The organism is Rhodococcus sp. NPDC079359, from assembly GCF_040702585.1.
GTDB lineage: Bacteria > Actinomycetota > Actinomycetes > Mycobacteriales > Mycobacteriaceae > Rhodococcoides.
In genome coordinates this window covers 942,565-962,303 of sequence record NZ_JBFBLH010000001.1, presented here as the reverse complement: position 1 = coordinate 962,303, position 19,739 = coordinate 942,565, and the positions used below count along the sequence as shown (strand labels likewise).

Here is a 19,739-nt window from a genome sequence, read left to right as displayed (position 1 = left end):
TGGGGACGGGACCTTACTGCTGAAGTATCTGACTCACTGTACATGAAATTGGACGGTTTGTGTCCGCGGTCACAACTGCCGGACTGTGTGCCTCCGGTTCGTGAAGTCGTCAGATTGTCGAAGTGCACGCGAAGGCTCTGTGCTGGTCTCGAGCGGCGACGCGTCCGGGCGTGGTCACGTGCCCTGGGTTGGTGGAGCTTCCGATTTGGGCGTTTTCGAGTCAGGTTCAGCTGCGCGATTTATGCTCGTCACGCTGGCACGCACGTCGCGGGCGGATGAAATCTGACGCCCTCATGCACTTAGGGGAATGCGGTCCGACCAGCTCCTCCACCGCACGGCAGTCATTAAGTTACTCAAGTTGAACATCTACGTCAGAGGGTCTCCTCGAAAATCGGCTGCAGAGCACTGAAAAAGTTTCCCAAGTGCAGTTCGGGTTCAACACTTACGTGACACGACCATCAGATGTTAGTGTGCTGACACGGTGATCGGCGTCACTCGCAACCGTGCGAGCGGACCAGATCGCCAGCCGCTTTCGGCGCCGAGCAAGAGATGTCCTGGAGGATGTACATGTCAAACGAATCGGGTCGAGTGCTTCCCGAGGTGACCGAGGAATCACGCGCGTTCTGGACCGGAGGTTTCGACGGCGAACTCCGTATCACTCGGTGCCGGAAGTGCCGCGGCTGGATCCATCCACCGGTCGGTGCGTGCTGGCGCTGTCGTAGCCTCGACGTCGGACCGGAGGTCGCTTCCGGTACGGGCAAGGTGGCAGCGTTCACCGTCAACCACCATCCTTGGCTCCCCGCTTTTCCGCCGCCGTACGTCATCGCCGCGGTCGAACTCGACGATTCTCCGGACGTGCGTCTCACCACCTGCCTGGTCGACGTCGATGTCGATGCGGTGGACATCGGTATGGCCGTCGAGGTGGTCTTCGACGAACAAGACGACGTGGCAATCCCCTTCTTCAGACCGGTGACAGCATGACATTCGTGGACAACCGTGCAGTGATCACGGGAATAGGACAGTCTCAGATCGGTCGCCGAATCGGCCGTACGGGAATCGATCTCGCTCTCGAAGCAACCGCGCGAGCGGTCGAGCACGCTGGTCTGTCGTTCGACGACATCGACGGCGTTGCCAGTTATCCCGGTCCGGTTGCGGCCGAAAGCGGGTTCGTCGGTGCCACAACCCATGACGTACGCGACGCTTTCGGTCTTCGCACGCGATGGCACGTCAGCGGCGTCGAGACGTCAGGTCAGATCGGAACCCTGCTCGACGCTGCGGCCGCTGTGGCGTCGGGGCGCGCGAATCACGTTCTGTGCTTCCGCTCGGTATGGGAGGCCACCGCGCAGGCGTCGGGTCGCGCCGCTGCTCTGACCACCAAGGTGGCACGCGCGTCGGGACACTCCGAGTTCCGGATGCCCTTCGGTGCGGCATCGCCGGCCAACTGGATCGGCATGTTCGCGCAGCGCTACATGTGGGAATTCGGCTTGACGCGAGAGCAACTGGGCAAGTTGGTCATCAACAGTCGTCGTAACGCCGGGTTGAACCCCAATGCCATCTATCGCGCACCGATGACGATGGACGATTATCTCAACGCCCGAATGATCTCTACCCCACTCGGTCTGTACGACTGCGATGTTCCGTGCGACGGTGCGACCGCCATCATCATCTCGCGCCGTGAGGCGGCCGCGGGCCTGAAGAACACCCCGATTGCCATCGAAGCCGCGGGTGCCGGACTGTACGAGCGACACAACTGGGATCAGCGAACCGACTTCACCACCACGGCACCGTTCGACGCCGCGGCATCCATGTGGGAGACCACGGACCTGACTCCTGCCGACGTCGACTTCGCCACTCTCTACGACGGTTTCAGCTACCTGACTCTGCAATGGATCGAAGCATTCGGTTTTGCCGAACACGGGAAAGTTGCGCAGTTCCTCGACGACGAAGACCGCTACCGTCTCGACGGCGCGTTGCCGATAAATCCTCACGGAGGACAGCTGTCGGCCGGCCGCCTGCACGGTTACGGATTCCTGCACGAGGCGTGCGTTCAGTTGTGGGGCGAGGGCGGCGATCGTCAGATTCCCAAGGACGTCGAGATCGCGGCCGTCGGCGTCGGCGGCGGACCCGAGGCCGGATGTATGTTACTCAGACGGGACAGCTGATGAGCACCACTGACGCGGCAGGTGTGCCGACCACGTCCGTTCCCCGCAAGAAGCGCTTCCGCGGTGGCAGAAAGTGGCGAGCGCTCCGGTCGAACCGTGCAGCCATGATTGCTCTGGCTTTTCTCGTTCTGCTCGTGCTGGTGGCGGTCTTCGGGCCGCTGCTCACCACACAGGATCCGGACACTCAGGCTCTCGGTGATCGTCTGCAGGGTCCCAGTGGTGAACACTGGTTCGGCACAGACGGATACGGGCGCGACACGTTCTCCAGGCTGATCGACGCCACTCAGATCGCAGTGCTCGCGATGGTTCAGGCGATGTTCTTGGCATCGATCGTCGGAATTCCGTTCGGACTGTTGGCCGGACTCGTCGGTGGACCGATCGATGCAGTGCTGAGCCGGATCGCGGAGGCGCTACTTGCGCTCCCGCCCCTGATTCTCGCTCTGGCGGTCGTCGGTGTGCTGGGGCCGGGTCTGACCAATGCGATGATCGCTGTCGGATTGCTGTTGGCTCCCAGACTGTTCCGCGTTGCTCGATCGGAGGCGCAGGCCGTGGCCGGTGAGTCCTACATCGAGGCGTGTCGAAGTGTCGGGTGTTCCAACTTCCGGCTGCTGTGGCGGCACGTATTGCCCAATGCCAGCTCCGCGTTGATGATTCAGCTGACGTTCGGTGCAGGCATCGTCATCATCGTCGAGGCCAGCCTGAGCTTTCTCGGTCTGGGCGTGGAATCACCGCAGGCGAGTTGGGGATCGATGTTGCAGGATGCATTCCAGAACGTCAGCGCGTCTCCGAGCTTCATGATCGTGCCGACGGCGGCCATCGTTCTCACGGTGCTGGCCCTGTCCACGTTCGGCGACGGCATGCGCGACGCATTCGAAGGACGTGGAGCCAATGGTTGAGCACGAGAACGAGACGGTGGTCGAGGCCGCAGATGTGCGGCTGGGCGAACGGGTCCTCGAGGTGACGGATCTGAGCATTCAATTCAAGAACGAGCACGGATGGTCCACCGTCGTCGACCATCTCGACCTCACTCTCGATCGCGGCGAGACCCTTGGCCTCGTAGGGGAGTCGGGATCGGGCAAGACCGTGACGTCTCTGGCGATCATGGGCCTGTTGACAGGACCCAGAGTCCGAATTTCCGGTTCCGTCAAGCTGCAGGGACGCGAACTGGTGGGCATGGGCAAGCGCGAGATGAATGCATTGCGAGGCAAATCCATCGGGATGATCTTCCAGGAACCACGTCGGTCGCTGAACCCTGCCTTCACCGTGGGCGATCAGATCGCCGAGGTGGTCGAGCGCCATCGAGAGGGCGTCGGGCATCGTGAGGCGTGGGCTCGTGCCGTGGAGATGCTCGAGCTCGTGGGTATTCCCGACGCAGCCGCCCGCGCGCACGAATACCCGCATCAGTTCAGTGGTGGAATGTGCCAGCGCGTCATGCTCGCTATGGCTGTTGCTTGCGAGCCGGTGGTGTTGATTGCCGACGAGCCGACCACGGCGTTGGACGTGACGGTGCAGGCGCAGGTACTCGACCTGCTCACCGAACTGCAGGATCGCATGGGTCTCGGCATCCTGTTCATCACCCACGACCTCGGCGTCGTGGCCGAGACGTGCGATCGCGTGGCAGTGCTGTACGGCGGACAGGTCATGGAGACGACCGCCGCGGAAGACCTGTTCTACGACCCTCGGCATCCCTACACCGAAGGTCTGCTCGCCTCGACGCCGGATGCTCAGGTGCGAGCAGAACGGTTGTACGCGATTCCAGGAACCGTTCCGGCTGCGTGGAACTGGCCGAGTGGCTGCCGATTCCATCCACGGTGCGTGTACGCGCAGTCCGGGCTCTGCGACGCCGGCACCGTCTCGCTGTCCGGCACCGAGTCCCATCGGGTGCGCTGCGCGCGCTCCGACGCACTGGAACTGGAAGGAATCAGTCGATGACCGTCGTTCTCGAAGTCGACAACATAGTCAAGTCTTTCGTGAAGAAGCGCAACGTCTTCGGTATCGCCAGCGAGCACACGCACGCGGTGAAAGACGTGTCGTTCACCCTCGAGAAGGGTCGTACCCGCGCGATCGTCGGGGAGAGCGGGGCAGGCAAGTCCACGATCGGGCGGATGGCGCTGCGTCTCGAGAAACCCGACACCGGTGCGATCAGGCTCTTCGGCGACGACATTCTGAAGATGTCGGCCAAGAGTGTTCGGCAACTTCGTAGCCGGGCAACGATGATCTTTCAGGACCCGTTCAACTCGCTCGATCCCCGCATGCTCGTGGGACAGTCCGTGGCCGAGCCGTTGACGCTGCACACCGGTCTCCGTGGACGTGACCGCGAGAACAAGGTGGTGGAGCTGCTCGAACGCGTGGGACTGCGGGTGGACCAGATGGACAAGTATCCGCACGAGTTCTCGGGTGGACAGTTGCAGCGCATCGCGATTGCGCGTGCACTTGCCACCGATCCAGAACTCATCGTCTGCGACGAGCCGGTAGCGGCGCTCGACGTCTCGATTCAGGCGCAGGTTCTCAATCTGCTCCAGGATCTGCAGGCGGAACGCGAGATCAGCTACCTGTTCATCTCTCACGATCTCGCGCTCGTGAAGATGTTCGCACACGATGTAACCGTGATGCGTCGAGGTGAGATCGTCGAATCGGGCCCCACGGCACAGATATTCGAGGATCCGCAGGAGGCGTACACCAAGGATCTGTTGTCTGCGATCCCAGTGATGAATCCGAGCAAGCGCGCCGCTCGACGAGCGTTGGCGGCGACATGAGAGAGCTCCTGCCCAGACCTGTTGTGGCGCAGTTCGACACAGAGGAGTCGGCGTCATGCTGAAATTGGTGACGAGCCGAATATTGGCTTCGGTTCCACTGCTGCTGTTGGTCGCCTTCCTGTCGTTCGTGCTGTTGGAACTGGCGAACCGAGGGACCGATCCCGCCGCTCGCATTGCGGGCGACGGCGCCAGCCCCGAGCAGATCGAGTCGATCAGGCAGAACCTGAATCTGGACTCACCCATGATCGTTCGTTACGCAGAGTGGGTCGGGCACGCCGTCACCGGCGACCTCGGCAAGTCGCTGTACAGCGGGCAAGCCGTGACGGACGCCATCATGGAGCGCATCTGGATCACCGGTTCGCTTGCGCTGTGGGCGATCATCCTCACGATCGTGATCGGGATTCCGCTGGGCGTGTGGGCTGCGGTGCGACAGGGCTCGCTGGTCGATCGTGCGGTGACCACGGTTGCTGCTCTGCTGATGAGTGTTCCACCGTTCGTTCTCGGTCTGCTGCTGGTGATCACGTTCGCCATCACACGCGCGTGGTTGCCCGCCACCGGGTACGTCACGATTGCCGAGGGCGGCATCGTCGAGTGGTCACGACACCTGATCCTGCCTGCGCTCGCGCTCGCCGCGGTCTCTGCAGCCGAATTGGCGAGGCAAACAAGAGGTTCCATCGTGGACGCACTCAACAAGGATTATGTGCGCACCGCACGCGCAAAAGGACTGAGCGGACGAAGTGTGCTGTGGAAGCACACGATGAAGAATGCAGCCGTCTCCATCGTCACCGTGCTCGGCATGCAGATGGGACGCATCCTCGGCGGCGCGGTCACTGTCGAATTCGTCTTCGCTATATCGGGATTGGGAATGCTCGGCTACACCGCAGTGGTGCAGCGCGACCTTCCGATGGTCCAGGGGGTAGTCATCATGAGTGCCCTGGTGGTATTGATATGCAACCTCCTGGTCGACATGTCCTACGGCTACCTCAATCCGAAGATTCGGAAATAAGCGACCACGTTTCGTTCCGACGACACCGCACGAACAACACCGCTCGATTCACTGCTCCACCCCCCGATGGGCCCGGCGAGGGTCCGGTCCACGCTCTGCAACAAAAAGGACATACAAGCCATGAAAGTGCACAGACGTATCCGATTCGGTACGAAGGTTCTCGTCGGAATCATGACCGTTGCCGTGGTGACGACCGCGTGCGGTGGTGGGAGTGGTTCGTCCTCGTCCACACCAGCTTCGGGAGAGGGTGCAGCAGCGTCCGATGTCGACCGCAACGCGACACTGCGGTACGCCTGGACCGTGGCACCGAACAACCTCGATCCGCATCAGTCCGCGAACTACCAGATCGACTTCAACTATTTGGCTCCGGTATACGACCGTCTGACGCAAGCCGTCGCCGGACCCGAGATCGCTCCTATGCTCGCCGAGTCCTGGGAGTTCGCACCGGACGGCATGTCCGCGAACTTCACGCTTCGTACCGACGCGACATTCCACGACGGCACGAAGGTCGACGCCGCAGCGGTGGTCAAAAGTCTTCAGCGCGCTGTGGATCCGGCGAGAGCTCGCGCCGCCGGTGCGCTCGCACTGATCAGCGGTATCGAAGAGGTAGATCCCACGACTGTCAAGATCTCCACCAACCGACCAGCGGCAGACCTGCCGTCCGTTCTGTCGAGCACCGTCGCGGCGATCATCAGCCCGGCTGCCATCGACGGGAACGTGGATCTGTCGGTCGAGACCGCAGGTTCGGGACCATACGTCGTCGACGAGGTTCGTCGCGGTGACCGCATCATCTACAGCCGCTACGACGGTTACTGGGATCCCGAAGCGCAGAAGGCCGCGAAGCTCGAGATCATCGGTATCACCGACGACAACGCACGGCTCAACGCATTCCGCAGTGGCCAGATCGACGCCATGCTGGCCAAGGCCGGACAAACCGACGATCTCCAGACTTTGCTACGTCAGCCCCAGTACCAGCTGCACACGTTCCCGGTGGCGCAGTACTACGCGGTGCAGCTCGACATCGGCCAGCCCGGGCTCGAAGATCCTCGGGTACGGCAGGCCTTGAACTACGCCATCGATCGTGACGGCATCAACGGGGCACTGCTGAAGGACCAGTGTGCACCGGTCTCGCAGCCGATCGCACCGGAGATCGAGGGAAGCGACCCGGAGTCCGTCGGGCGGTACACCTACGATCCCGACAAGGCCCGTCAGCTCTTGGCCGAGGCGAACGCGCCTGCGGACCTGCGCCTGAGGGTGATCACGGTGGCCGGTCTGTCGCCGCAGCAGGAGATGGCCACTGCAATTCAGGCTCAGTTGGCAGAGGTGGGAGTGGGACTCGACATCGTTCCGTTGCCCACTGCCGATGCGCAGGTTCGGATGGGGGAGGGAAGCTACGCGCTACTCAACCCACGTCTGACGTTCCCCACTCCGGCACAGTCGTTGCAGAACAACTACCTCGTGCCGCTCCGTTTCCCGACGGCACCGTCTCAGGAGTTCACCGACGCGGTGAACACGTCGCTCGATCCCAACACCAGTGACGACGAGCGCATCTCGCTGTACACCCAGGCGTCGCGGATCGCCTCCGAGGACGCGTACGACATCTTCGTCTGCGGTATCCCGACCCAGGCCGCGTACAGCGACAAGGTGTACGGCATCGACCAGGCCGGCCAGGCCGACTTCACCGGCATCGTCGACACCCGTTACCTCGGCAAGACTGCCTGATCCACACCACACGCGACGAGAGCGGAACGGGGACAATCCGTTCCGCTCTCGTCGTTTCTCGTTCGTACCGAGAGAGGGAAGAGCATGTTTCGTAGATTCACGTGGGTGTCCGTCGTCTGTGTCGCCGCGTTGGTGGCGTCGTCTTGCGGGGGTGGCGAGACGTCGCCCGGTGCCGGAGGTGGCGGTGAGGTCGATCGAAATGCGTCGTTGTCGATGGGATGGATACTGCCGCCGCCGATGATGGACCCACATGCCACTCCCTCGATCGTCGGCGCGTTCCCGTATCTGAGCCTGGTCTACGACCGTCTCGTCCGCGTCGACAATTCCTCGGGCACCGCAACGTTCGTCCCGATGGCGGCCGAATCCTGGTCGTACTCCGCCGACGGGCGAACGCTCACGTTCGCACTGCGTTCGGATGCGACGTTCCATGACGGCACGCCGGTGAACGCCGAGGCAGTCCGATGGAGTCTGGAACGTGCACGGTCTCTGCCGACGTCGACGGTGGCCAGTGAACTGACATCGATCGACGGCGTGGCCGCGCCCGATGCTGAGACCGTCGTGCTCACGCTGAATCGACCTGCCGCCGACTTGATCTACCGGCTGTCCACTCTCGCCGGAGCTATCGTGAACCCCGCTGCCGCCGAGCAGGACCTTTCCATGACCGAGGCGGGCTCGGGTCCGTACGTACTGGACCAGCTGAAGGTCGGCGACCGCGCGAGCTTCACCCGATACGACGGGTACTTCGAACCCGAGGCGCAGAACATGGCGTCGATCGAGGTGGTGGGCATGGTGGACGATCAAGCGCGGCTAAACGCCCTGCGCAGCGGCCAGATCGACGCGGCGCTCACCAAGGTGACGCAGAGCGCGGACGTGGAGCAATTGGTGCGTGACACCCGATTCGGCGTGACCGACACCGACCGAAGTGCGTGGTACGCGATGTATCTGAACACCTCGAACCCGGCGCTGGCGGACGTGAACGTGCGGCGAGCCATGAACTATGCGATCGACCGTGACGGCATCAGCGAGGCACTGCTCGGCGGAAAGTGCACTCCGACGTCGCAGCCGTTGCAGGACGGTGTCGTCGGCCACGACGAGGGCAGTGCCGATCGATACGACTACGACCCTGATCGGGCGCGGCAGCTGATGGCCGAATCCGGTTACGGCGACGGAATGCAGTTGACGGTACTGACGCTGGCCGGCGTGCGGACGAGTGACGGAGTAGCGGTCGCGATCAAGGAACAGCTTGCGCAAGTGGGGATCGATCTACAACTGCAGCAACGCGACCTGGGTACCGCTGCCACCGAGTGGCGGGCGGGGCGAGCCGACGGTTTCCAGTACACACATCCCGGTACGGCCGACGCAGGCACGACCATGGCCGAGGCCTATCTGGGTTGGCAGTACCCGGGCCCGCTGCCCGCAGAGGTCGAGGCGGCGCTGCTGGCACCACTCGATGCGACGATGGCGACCGACGCGCGTGCCAGGGCGCTGGCTGCAGCGTCGGCCAGCGCGTCGGAGGATGCTCTCGAGCTCTTCGTCTGTGCGATCCCGACGCAGTATGCGCACACGTCGGCGGTAGTGGGACTCGACGAGATGAGCCCGCCGACGTCCGGTGGCGCATTCGACCTCAGGTACGTCGGCGTGACCGGGTAATTGAATGACCGATGCGTCAGAAAGCGATCCAAATACGCCGGCAACGGCAATATGGGTTCTCCACGCACACGAAAATTTGGAGACAATTAGCTGGTGGATGACGTCCGATGTTGACGTTCGTGACGCCCATCACTACGATGACACTATGTCAGATATTGCGTCTCAGGCGCACTGAATGCTGACAAGACGGATGCCGAAAGATCTCGATGACGTTCAGCCCACGGGCGCCATCCACTTCACGTAGGGAGTCACAGTGCCGCTTCAGGACCATATGCAGTTGATCTCGGTGGACGATCATCTGATCGAACCGCCGAACGTGTGGACGTCTCGTCTACCCAAAAAGCATCTCGATCAGGGACCGCGCATCATCGAGATGGATATGAGCAAGAGTGGCGGCGACGAGGGGTTGTCGAAGCTGCTGCTCGCGTCCGCACGCGGCGAAGGCGGTCGCGAGGCGAAGGCCAAGATTGCCGAGGTGTGGTCGTACGAGGGCAAGATCTACCCGAACATCGGCCTGAACGCCGTCGCCGGGAAGAAGCCGCAGGAGTACGGCATGGATCCGACGCGTTACTCGGACATGCTGCCCGGATGTTACGACCCCAAGGCCCGCGTCGCGGACATGGACATCGACGGAGTCCAGGCAGCTCTGTGCTTCCCCTCGTTCCCGCGCTTCGCAGGCACCGTGTTCATCGATCACAAGGACAGCGAGCTCGCGCTGTTGTCGGTGAAGGCGTGGAACGACTTCCACCTCGACGAGTGGGCCGCGACTGCACCCGACCGGTTCATCCCATTGATCATCCTGCCGCTGTGGGATGTCGAGGAGTCCGCGAAGGAGATCTACCGCTGCCATGCCAAGGGTGCGAAGGCGATCACGTTCCCCGAGAACACCGTCGGGCTCGGCTTGCCGTCGTTCTACACCGATCATTGGGATCCGGTCTTCCGCGCTGCTGAGGAGACGAAGATGCCGTTGTGCATGCACTTCGGATCCTCGGGCAAGGCCCCGATGACGTCACCGGAGGCCCCGATGGCCGTGATGATTGCGCTGTTCGGTACCAATTCCATGTACGCCACCGCCGATCTGCTGTTCTCGCCGGTGTTCTACAAGTTCCCCAACCTGAAGGTTGCACTGTCCGAAGGTGGAATCGGCTGGATCCCTTACCTTCTCGAGCGTATCGACCTGACTTGGGAGAAGCACCGCTGGTACCAGAACGTCAACAAGGAGGTTCGTCCGTCGGATCTGTTCCGGCAGAACATCTACGGATGCTTCATCGACGACCTCGAAGGCGTGTCGCGCCGTCACAAGATCGGCATCGACAACATCACCTGGGAGTGCGACTACCCGCACTCGGACTCGAACTGGCCCAACAGTCGTCGCTTCACCGAGAAGCTGCTGGCTGAGGTTCCCGACGACGAAGCACACAAGATCGTCGAGCTCAATGCCCGCGAGCTGTACCACTTCCCGCGCACCAGCTGACGTGTAGAACATCGAAGGACGTCCCACGAGAGTATCTGCGGGGGCGTCCTTCGAAGTTGCGGCTCCAGATCTGCGCGGTCTCAGTCTCGAACGATCTCGATGACGGTCTTGCCGACCGACTCACGTCCGGCGACGGCTTCGAGTGCGTGTCGGGTGTGAGTCAAGGGGAATCGCGCGTGGATGGTCGGTGAGATTCGGCCCGAGCGCCACAACTCGGTGAACTCGGCTCGGTCACGTGTATTGCCGGTGGGGTCGTGCTGCGGAAAGGTTCGAATCTCGAATCCTTTGATCACGGCACCCTTGAGCAGGACGAGATTCAGCGGGATTTTTGGAATCTCACCGCTGGCGTACCCGAGGGTCACGAACGTTCCTCCCCAACGGAGTTCACGCAGGCTCGCTTCGGATTGCCACCCGCCGACGGGATCGATGACGGCGTCCAGACTGCCGGGGCCGCACGCCGCTCGCAGCTGTTCGCGGATATCGCCTGCGCTGTAGTCGATCGTGACGCGCGCACCGCGTACAGTCGCGGCGTCGAGCTTGGCTCGAGACGACGCTGCGGCGACGACCTCGGCGCCGAGGGCGGTGGCGAGTTCCACCGCGGCGAGCCCTATGCCGCCGCCCGCGCCCAACACGAGAACCCTGTCGCCCGAGGAGATTCGAGCGACGGATCGCAGAGCGTGGTAGGCGGTGAGATGGCAGACCCAGGTTGCCGCGGCAGAAACGAAATCCACGGCGTCGGGAATCGACGACGCGGACTCCGCAGGTGCAGTGACGTATTCGGCGAATGCGTGTGGCGCGAGCACGGCGACGCGATCTCCGATGGTGAGCTCCGACGTGCCGTCGCCGACGTCGACGACGATGCCTGCCGCCTCGTGTCCGGGTATGTACGGCAACGGGGTTCGAGTCTGGTAGTTACCCGCGATCATCAACGTGTCCGGGAAGTTGACGGCGGCTGCGTGCACCTCGACGAGGACGTCGCCCGGTCCGGGGGTCGGCACGTCGACCGTGTCGATCCGAATCGCGTCCGCACTGCCGAGTCGATGAATGCGGGCGGCGGACATGGTCTTGGGACATACGCGAACTGCGGAGGTCATCGAGATCCTTTCAGGTGGAAAAGCCCAGAGCTCCCACCAGCGAATATACGAAAAGAACGCCGTGGGTAATTGCGTTTCCCAAATATAGTCATTATGTTCTGATCATGACAGATCAAGCAGTGAGTACTCCGTCGCTCGACGTCGAGTCCCTCAGTCGTTGGATGGATGCCCAGGGTCTACCGGGGCCCGGCGAACTCGCCGAGGCGCGCAGCCTGGCAGGCGGATCCCAGAACGAGCTCTTCGAGATCAGCCGTGGCGGAGAGAAAATGGCTCTTCGCAAGCCCCCCAGCTATGGAGTCGAAGGGCGAGCCAAGGTTCTGATGCGAGAAGCCCGGTTGCTGAAGGCTCTCAACGGAACCGACGTCCCGCACGCGGGGCTGCGGGCGGTGACCGACGACGAGTCCGTCATCGGCAGCCCGTTCTACCTGATGGATCTCGTCGACGGCTGGAGCCCCATGGGCGCCGGGTGGATAGCCCCGTTCGACACCGATCTGGACGCCCGCGGCGGCTTGGCAATTCAGTTGGTCGACGGCGCAGCGAAGATGGCGAGGGTCGATTGGAAAGCTCGGGGGCTCGAGGGCTTCGGCAAGCCGGAAGGCTTCCTCGAGCGCCAGGTCGATCGATGGCTCTCGCACTTGGCGGGGTTCAAGTTTCGTGAGCTGCCGGGCCTGGACGAGACCGCATCGTGGCTGCGCAATCACATTCCGTCCACGTTCGAACCGGGAATCATGCACGGCGACTACCAGTTCGCCAACGTCATGTACCGCCACGGTAAGCCTGCCGAACTGGCCGCGATCATCGACTGGGAGATGGCGACGATCGGCGACCCGCTGCTCGATCTCGGCTGGGTTCTCGTGGGTTGGCCGCCCGAGGGTGACGCGATGAAGCACGCGCGGTACCTCGACTACGCGGGAATGCCTTCTCGCGATGCGATGCTCGAGCACTACGCGAACGTGAGCGGACGTGATGTGTCCGCCGTCGACTACTACGTGATCCTTGCCCGATTCAAGCTCGCGATCGTGCTGGAGGCGAGCGTTGCACGGCACGCGAAAGGCGAAGCGGACGAGCGCGTCGCGCGCTTCGGTCCCATCGCACTCGAACTGATGGAGTTCGCCGCGTCGCTCTCCCGCACCACGTCGTACCGCTGATCCGTTCAACGAACACACTATCGAGGAGCATTTCATGGCATGGGATTTCGAGACCGACTCCGAGTTTCAGAGCAAGCTCGACTGGGCGGCCGAGTTCGTGCGTACCGAGATCGAACCGTTGGATCTCGTATGGCCACACGACAATTACAAACCACTCGACGACGAACATCGCCGCATCGTGGACCCGCTCAAGCAGAAGGTTCGCGACCAACAGTTGTGGGCGTGCCATCTCGAGCCCGCACTCGGTGGGCGGGGCTACGGCCAGATGAAACTTGCGCTGCTCAACGAGATCCTCGGTCGTTCCATCTGGGCGCCGGTGATCTTCGGAACTCAGGCTCCTGACACCGGGAACGCCGAGATCATCGCGCACTTCGGTACCGAAGAGCAGAAGGCGGAGTACTTGGCGCCGCTGTTGGCGGGCGAGATCTTCTCGTGCTATTCGATGACCGAACCGCAGGGCGGAGCCGATGTCGGTCAGTTCGAGACCACCGCGGTACGTGACGGTGACGACTGGATCATCAACGGCTACAAGTACTTTTCCTCCAACGCGCGCTACTCCACGTTCTGCATCGTCATGGCGTACACGAACAAGGATGCGGGCCCGCACAAGGGCATGTCCATGTTCCTGGTGCCCACCGGCACCGCAGGTGTCGTCATCGAGCGAAACGTGCCGCTGATGCATGAGCCCGTCGAGGAGGGCTCGCACGCCTACATGCACTACGACAACGTCAGGGTGCCCGCGAGCGCGATGCTCGGTGACGAGGGGCGCGCCTTCGAGGTTGCACAGGTACGCCTGGGCGGGGGACGCGTGCATCACGCCATGCGTACGGTCGGAATGGCACAGCGGGCACTGGACATGATGTGCGAGCGCGCGCTCAGTCGTACCACTCGCGGCAAGCCTCTTGCCGACCGCGAGACGGTACAGACCTACATCGCGGAATCGTACGCGCAGCTGACGCAGTTCCGCTTGTTCGTGCTGCAGACCGCCTGGCTGATCGACAAGACCCAGGATTACTCGAAGTGCCGTAAAGACATCAGTGCGATCAAGTCGTTGACACCGAAGGTGTTGCACGACATCGTCTCGCGATCCATTCAGGTTCACGGTGCGCTCGGTGTCAGCCAGGACACGCCGCTCGCACACATGTGGGTCAGTGCGCCGGTGATGGGCCTGGTCGACGGACCGACCGAAGTCCACCTTCGTCAGGTGGCACGAGGAGTGCTCTCCGGATACGAGGCCGTCGATACGCTGTGGCCGTCCGAGCACATCCCGTCGAAGATCGGTGCAGCGAAGTCCAAGCTCGGGATCGCGTGACCGCGATGTCCGTGCAAGAGAATTCGATCTCACTGACCGGTCGACGCGTCGTGATCACCGGCGGTGCCAGCGGCATGGGCGCCGGTCTCGTTCGTGCGTTCCCGCTTCTGGGTGCACAGGTCGTGTCGTTGGATCTCGCGCAGGATCCGGGTGAGACCATCGCGAAGGAGGCCGGGGCGAAGTTCCTCGTGGCCGACGTCGCCGAACCCGATTCGGTGAAGTCCGCAGTGGACGAGGCAGTGTCGCTCCTCGGGGGTCTCGACGTGCTGATCCACGCGGCCGGAATCGCCCCGGGCGGCCCTGCCGAGAGCATCACCTTCGCGACATGGTCGAAGGTGATGTCCATCAACGCAACAGGGACGTTCCTGACCAATCAGGCGGCGTTCGAGCACCTGAAAGGCGCGGGTGGCCAGATCCTCAACTTCGCTTCCGCCGCGGGGGTACAGGGACTGCCGAACAAGGCCGCCTACTCCGCGAGCAAGGGAGCGGTGGTGGCGTGGACCAGAACCGTTGCGCGCGAATGGGCGAAGTACGACATCACCGTCAACGCGATAGCGCCGGCCATCTGGACGCCGATGTACGACACCACACGGGCCTCGATGACGCCGGAGCAACTGGCCGCACACGACGAGTTCATGGCGACGGCAGTGCCGTTGGGCGGCAAGCTCGGTGACGTCGATCGGCACTTCGTTCCGGTGATGGCCTTCTTGTCGAGCAACGGTGCGCGATTCATGACCGGTCAGGTCTTTCCGGTCGACGGCGGCACGCTGGCGATGCGGTAGCGGCGAGCGCTCAGGCCGCCGTCACGACGCAGGGAGATCCACCAGAGCGCCGATGGCGTTGTGGTGGTCTTCTGCACTGCCGAGCACAACGGTCGACGTGAACGCACGCGCGAGATAGAAGTGCACCGGATGTTCCCAGGTGAACCCGATTCCGCCGTGCATCTGGAAGCATTCTTCGACGGCTGTCAATGCTGTTGCGGCACAGTATGCCTTGGCCATCGAGACTGCGACGCCTGTGTCGCTCGAGTTCTCGGTGAGCGTTGCTGCGGCGTACTGTGCCGCAGCCCGCGCCTGCTGGTTGTCGATCCACAGCTGCGCCGCCCGGTGGCGCAACGACTGATAGGACCCGAGCGGTCTGCCGAACTGATGGCGAATCGTGAGGTAATTTCGCGCCGACTCGAGCGCCCAGTCGCCCACGCCGACCTGTTCGGACGCCAGCATGGCCGCGCCGGTGTCCAACGCCGTGTCGAGAGCCGTCGCTGCGCTCGGTCCGCTGATCAGGACGTCTGCCTCGACGCCGTCGAAGTGCACGTCGAACACCGGCCGGGTGACGTCCAGGCTGACGGGTGCGGACACCGAGAGCCCCGCGACCGATTCTTCGACGAGTGCGATCGTCTCGACACCGTCCACTACGGCCGGGACGACGAACAGCGCGGCACAATCCGCACCGTATACGCCGGTCACGGTGCCGTCGAGTGTGATTCGGTCCGCGCCATCGATGCGTCGACCGCGTAACCCGAAGGCCGCCGACCGAGCCTCGGTGGTAGGGCCGGTAGTGGCCGGTACCACCAGCGCCCCGATCTCTCCGTCGGCGAGTCGACCGAGTGCCTCACCGGCGATGTTCGAAGGATTCACGCGATCCGGCGAATCGTCGCTGTCGAAAAGAGAACTCGTGAGAACGGACGTGGCCAGAACCGCGCTGGCCAAGTACGGAATCGGAGCGAGAGCCCGACCCAATTCTTCCATCACCACGGCCACTTCGCGGACGGATGCGCCTGCACCGCCGTAGTTCTCGGGTACGAGCAGTCCGGCGAGGCCCATGTCGCGCGCCACTGCAGTCCACAGGGCGCAGTCGTAGCCGCGTTCCTCGGCAGCCAGAGCCAGCAGGTGCTTCGAGGTGGACTTCGAGTCGAGAAGCCGGCGCAGAGTGGATCGAAGATCGTCCTGCGTGGCGTCGTAGACCAGGGATGGGACGGCAGGCGTGGATGGGACTGTGGGCGCGCTCATCTGGGGATGTCCTGCCATGCGAGGGTGGGATCGATCTTCGGTTCACGGGGTAGATCGAGTACACGATCCGCGATCTGACCGAGCAGAATTTCGGTGGTGCCGCCTTCGATGGAGTTCGGGCGGGCACGCAGGTAGTGGTACGTCTCCGGACGGTCCCGTGTGTGTTCGGGGGCCTTGTCCATCGACCATTCGTCGTACGTCAGTGCATCGTTCGGGCTCAAACGGGCGAGGAACTTGGTGACCTGCTGATTGTTGCGCGCAGACGTCACCTTCGCACCGGAGCCCTCGAGCCCGGGCTGGTTCATCGCGGCGATCTGGCGCGTACGTTCGTTGGTCAACCGTGCGACCTCGGCATCCACCCAGAGTCGCATCAGCTCGGCGTAGGCGCCGGGTGTGCGGACGTCCGGCCGTGTCCGCCACAGATCGGCCAGCCTCCCCACATGGCCTTCCTCGCGCGGAGCCTGTTTGCCACCGATAGCAGTTCGCTCGTTCATCAGCGTCGTGCGTGCGACGGCCCAGCCGTCGCCCACCTCGCTGATGCGCATGGCATCCGGAATGCGCACGTCGGTGAGAAAGACCTCGTTGAAATCGGCCTCGCCGGTGGCTTGACGCAGCGGCACCACCTCGACACCGGGTGTCGTCATGTCGAGGATGAAGTACGTCATGCCAGTATGTTTGGGCACGGTGGGATCGGTGCGGGCCAGCAACATGGCCCAGCGCGAACGGTGAGCAAGTGACGTCCACACCTTCTGCCCGTTCACGATCCAGTCGTCACCGTCACGCACGGCCTTGGTGGCCACGTTCGCCAGATCCGAACCGGCGCCGGGTTCACTGAACAGCTGGCACCAGATTTCTTCGGCCGTCCAGAGTGGGCGCAGGATGCGGTCTCGGAGCTCTACCGATGCGTGGTGCAGCACCGTCGGAGCGCCCATCCCGAGACCGACGGGATTGCGCATGCTGTCGACGGGAGCCGCTCCGCCCGCGAGCAACGCTCCTTCGACAACACCCTGCAGTGCACTGGGCGCTCCGAGACCACCCGAACCGACAGGAAACTGGACCCAGGCGAGGCCGGCGTCGTAGCGACGCCCGAGAAATTCGGTCTCGGACATCGACGGCGGTGGATTCTTCTCGAGAAACGTTGTCACCGCGGCGATCACGTCTGCCTGGGTGGAGGTCGATCGAAAAGTCGACGTCATGCACACACTCCTCTTGACTGATTCGAAACTTTCAATGGTGCCGCCACTTCCTTGCCGAACAATTCGAGGGTGGCTTCGGTGCCGAGGTCGTGGAAGCGAACGATGAACAATTCGACGCCGAGATCGCGCTCCGCACGGAACATCTCCACCAATTCGTCCGGCGTTCCGATCAGTGCTCTTCCCCATGCACTCTCGGGCATGCGTCTACCGATCCTCGCCGTCACGTCGTCTCGTCGGGATTCGACATCGACGACCCCGACCGCGTACTGCGCCGATATCCTCGCGTTCCCGCGAAGCGGGGCGAGCTCACTCAACCTGGACCGCGCACTGCCGACGCAGTTCCACCAGTCGGCGTGGCGTTCGACGAGCGGCATGGTCAGCTGCTTCCCGCCGCCGCCGATGTGGATCGGAATTCGTTTCTGGACGGGAACGGGAAGTCCGTATGCGCCCTCGAGGCGAAAATGGGTTCCGTCGTAGTCGAACGGTTCGCCGGTGAACATCAGCTCCAGGACGTCCAGTGTTTCGCCGAGTGCTTGCGAGCGCTCGCGTCTGGTGCCGACGGGGAAACCGAACTGGACGAACTCGTCCTCGACCGAGCCCCATCCCAAGCCGAGGTCGAGGCGGCCGGCGCTCAGTTGGTCCAGGGTCGCGGCCATCTTGGCCAGCAAGGCGGGATGGCGAAATGGATTGCAGCCGACGAGATGACCGAGTCGGATGGTCGACGTCGCGCCGGCAAGCGCGCTGAGCAGCGTCCAACTCTCGAGTGTGTCGGTGGGCGGGGCCCCTGGCGCGTACAGGTGGTCCATGACCCAGAACGAATGGAATCCGGCCTTCTCCGCAGCCTGCGCTCGCGACACCATGGTCCGCGCATCGATCTTGATCTGTGGCACGTACACACCGAACTGGGGAGCGGCCGAGGCCGATTCATCACCTGTTTCGATGGAATTGCTATCCGACATGGGCAGAAATCCATTCGGTAGCTCGGGCGAAGAAGTCACGGCTGTTCAGTGCCAGATTCATCGAATGACCTGCTCCAGGAAGCACGTAGGCCTCGACATCGGCGTTGGGATAGAACGGTTTCTCCGATCGGTACAATGCGTCGGCACTCGCGCAATCGGTGAGTGAAAGTCCGTCGCCCTGAGCACAGAAGACCCTGTCGCGGGTTCCGTTCGCCAGGAGCACCGGTACTCGAATATTCAGCGTTGCGGGAATGTACGCGGGAATGGTCAGGAACATTCCTGCGGTTCCCGCTTGTCTGTTTGCTTCGTCGGCGGCAACCACCGCCGGGTCGCTGTCGGCGGGATCGTGAAACTCGGTGGCCCTCAGGTCCACCGTACTGAGGTAACCGATATCGCCCGGGGGAACGGCGTCGGTGGTGAGTGGATCCTGCTCTGCGATACGGACCGAACCGACCACTCCGGCGATCGCCAGGGGGCCGGGGACGTGTGAAGCCCCGCTGGCAACGATGCCGTCGACGTCGTCGAAGACCGAGGCCTCGATGAGCGCGGCAAGCGTTCCGAACGAATGGCCGACCAGCACAACGTTATTCCATTGTCGACCCAGTTCGCCGTTCCGGGCGGCCTGCACGACGTCATGGATCGCGTTGGCGTGCGAGAGGGCGGTCACGGTGATTCCCGGCGCCTTCGAGCTGCGGCCGACACCGAGTTGATCGATCGCCAGCGTCGAATAGCCGGCCCCGTTGGCGTAATCCGAGTACGAGTACTTGCCGCCGAATCCCGGAAAATTCCAGTAGGTGTGATCGTAGGTGGCACCGGCCACCAGAATCTGCAGTGTGTCGGAGGTTCCCACGTCGCAGAACTGTCCGTACACCGAATCCGTCTTCGGGCCGGACGGGATCAGGCTGCTGGCGACCGACACATCGCTGCAGCCCGCAGACGCCGGATCAGTGGGCGCGATCGGGACGGCGGCAGCCGGAGCAACAGTGGAGAGCGACGTGACAGCGATGCACGAGGCGACAGTGAGAGCGCTGACGAGGCCGAGTGGCATTCGCACGAGAGAAGGCTCCAATCTTTGCAGTGTTCTGACAATAGCGTCACAGAATGAATCATGGGGTCACAGCGGAAAATCAGTACAGATTTCCCGTCGTTCACGCCCGTTGACAGGTGGTGCACGTCACACTAGTGTCCATCGGTGTCAGATGTGCATTCGCGGTCCGGCATGGACTCTGCACCGACTCAGTGCTGGGAGAG

The 19,739-nt window shown here is 63.0% G+C and carries 17 protein-coding genes; 12 read left to right on the top strand and 5 right to left on the bottom strand.

Going from position 1 to position 19,739, the window contains the following annotated elements; translation table 11 throughout:
* Positions 1-567: 567 nt before the first annotated feature.
* From AB0362_RS04355 to AB0362_RS04315, 9 genes are all read left to right on the top strand, one after another.
* Positions 568-981 carry an OB-fold domain-containing protein gene (locus tag AB0362_RS04355; RefSeq protein ID WP_335742103.1) on the top strand — a complete coding sequence of 138 codons (414 nt, stop codon included), beginning with the start codon at positions 568-570 and terminating at the stop codon, positions 979-981.
* Positions 978-2,162 carry a thiolase family protein gene (locus tag AB0362_RS04350; protein ID WP_366234907.1) on the top strand — a complete coding sequence of 395 codons (1,185 nt, stop codon included), beginning with the start codon at positions 978-980 and terminating at the stop codon, positions 2,160-2,162. The genes AB0362_RS04355 and AB0362_RS04350 overlap by 4 nt, the downstream gene beginning before the upstream one ends.
* Positions 2,162-3,058 carry an ABC transporter permease gene (locus tag AB0362_RS04345; RefSeq protein ID WP_366234906.1) on the top strand — a complete coding sequence of 299 codons (897 nt, stop codon included), beginning with the start codon at positions 2,162-2,164 and terminating at the stop codon, positions 3,056-3,058. The genes AB0362_RS04350 and AB0362_RS04345 overlap by 1 nt, the downstream gene beginning before the upstream one ends.
* Positions 3,051-4,094 (top strand): ABC transporter ATP-binding protein, encoded by a 1,044-nt coding sequence (locus tag AB0362_RS04340; RefSeq protein ID WP_366234905.1) that lies wholly within the window; start codon positions 3,051-3,053, stop codon positions 4,092-4,094. The genes AB0362_RS04345 and AB0362_RS04340 overlap by 8 nt, the downstream gene beginning before the upstream one ends.
* On the top strand, positions 4,091-4,918 hold the full coding sequence (locus tag AB0362_RS04335) for an ATP-binding cassette domain-containing protein (RefSeq protein ID WP_366234904.1): 828 nt from the start codon (positions 4,091-4,093) through the stop codon (positions 4,916-4,918). Before AB0362_RS04340 ends, AB0362_RS04335 begins: the two co-directional genes overlap by 4 nt.
* A 55-nt stretch (positions 4,919-4,973) precedes the next feature.
* Positions 4,974-5,924 carry an ABC transporter permease gene (locus AB0362_RS04330; protein WP_366234903.1) on the top strand — a complete coding sequence of 317 codons (951 nt, stop codon included), beginning with the start codon at positions 4,974-4,976 and terminating at the stop codon, positions 5,922-5,924.
* Between the two features lie 120 nt (positions 5,925-6,044).
* Entirely contained in the window at positions 6,045-7,646 is a 1,602-nt protein-coding gene (locus AB0362_RS04325; protein ID WP_366234902.1) for an ABC transporter substrate-binding protein, read from the top strand.
* A gap of 84 nt (positions 7,647-7,730) precedes the next feature.
* A complete protein-coding gene (locus AB0362_RS04320; RefSeq protein WP_366234901.1) occupies positions 7,731-9,296 on the top strand; it encodes an ABC transporter substrate-binding protein in 1,566 nt (521 codons plus the stop codon).
* Positions 9,297-9,549: 253 nt separating this feature from the next.
* The gene (locus tag AB0362_RS04315; protein ID WP_366234900.1) at positions 9,550-10,770 is read left to right on the top strand and encodes an amidohydrolase family protein; all 1,221 of its coding nucleotides are present in this window, start codon (positions 9,550-9,552) and stop codon (positions 10,768-10,770) included.
* An 80-nt stretch (positions 10,771-10,850) separates the two neighbouring features.
* Here the strand turns inward: AB0362_RS04315 and AB0362_RS04310 are convergent, their stop codons facing one another.
* Positions 10,851-11,864: an NADPH:quinone oxidoreductase family protein gene (locus tag AB0362_RS04310; protein WP_366234899.1), complete on the bottom strand. Its 1,014-nt coding sequence runs from the start codon at positions 11,862-11,864 to the stop codon at positions 10,851-10,853.
* A gap of 104 nt (positions 11,865-11,968) precedes the next feature.
* Here AB0362_RS04310 and AB0362_RS04305 point away from each other — a divergent pair, with 104 nt between their 5' ends.
* From AB0362_RS04305 to AB0362_RS04295, 3 genes are read left to right on the top strand one after another with little or no spacing between them, the layout of a single operon-like run.
* The gene (locus AB0362_RS04305; RefSeq protein ID WP_335742113.1) at positions 11,969-13,012 is read left to right on the top strand and encodes a phosphotransferase family protein; all 1,044 of its coding nucleotides are present in this window, start codon (positions 11,969-11,971) and stop codon (positions 13,010-13,012) included.
* Between the two features lie 34 nt (positions 13,013-13,046).
* Positions 13,047-14,324 (top strand): acyl-CoA dehydrogenase family protein, encoded by a 1,278-nt coding sequence (locus tag AB0362_RS04300; RefSeq protein ID WP_366234898.1) that lies wholly within the window; start codon positions 13,047-13,049, stop codon positions 14,322-14,324.
* A 5-nt stretch (positions 14,325-14,329) separates the two neighbouring features.
* A complete protein-coding gene (locus AB0362_RS04295; protein ID WP_335742115.1) occupies positions 14,330-15,106 on the top strand; it encodes an SDR family NAD(P)-dependent oxidoreductase in 777 nt (258 codons plus the stop codon).
* A gap of 21 nt (positions 15,107-15,127) precedes the next feature.
* On the opposite strand, the gene AB0362_RS04290 is transcribed toward AB0362_RS04295, so the two are convergent.
* The 4 genes from AB0362_RS04290 to AB0362_RS04275 are packed head-to-tail and all read right to left on the bottom strand — an operon-like array spanning position 15,128 to position 19,536.
* Positions 15,128-16,333, bottom strand: a complete 1,206-nt coding sequence (locus tag AB0362_RS04290) for an acyl-CoA dehydrogenase family protein (RefSeq protein WP_335742116.1) — start codon at positions 16,331-16,333, stop codon at positions 15,128-15,130.
* Complete coding sequence (locus tag AB0362_RS04285; protein ID WP_335742117.1) at positions 16,330-17,529, bottom strand: acyl-CoA dehydrogenase family protein; 1,200 nt, start codon at positions 17,527-17,529, stop codon at positions 16,330-16,332. Before AB0362_RS04285 ends, AB0362_RS04290 begins: the two co-directional genes overlap by 4 nt.
* Positions 17,526-18,488 carry an LLM class flavin-dependent oxidoreductase gene (locus AB0362_RS04280; protein ID WP_335742118.1) on the bottom strand — a complete coding sequence of 321 codons (963 nt, stop codon included), beginning with the start codon at positions 18,486-18,488 and terminating at the stop codon, positions 17,526-17,528. Before AB0362_RS04280 ends, AB0362_RS04285 begins: the two co-directional genes overlap by 4 nt.
* Positions 18,478-19,536, bottom strand: a complete 1,059-nt coding sequence (locus tag AB0362_RS04275; protein WP_335742178.1) for an alpha/beta fold hydrolase — start codon at positions 19,534-19,536, stop codon at positions 18,478-18,480. The genes AB0362_RS04280 and AB0362_RS04275 overlap by 11 nt, the downstream gene beginning before the upstream one ends.
* Positions 19,537-19,739 lie beyond the last annotated feature (203 nt).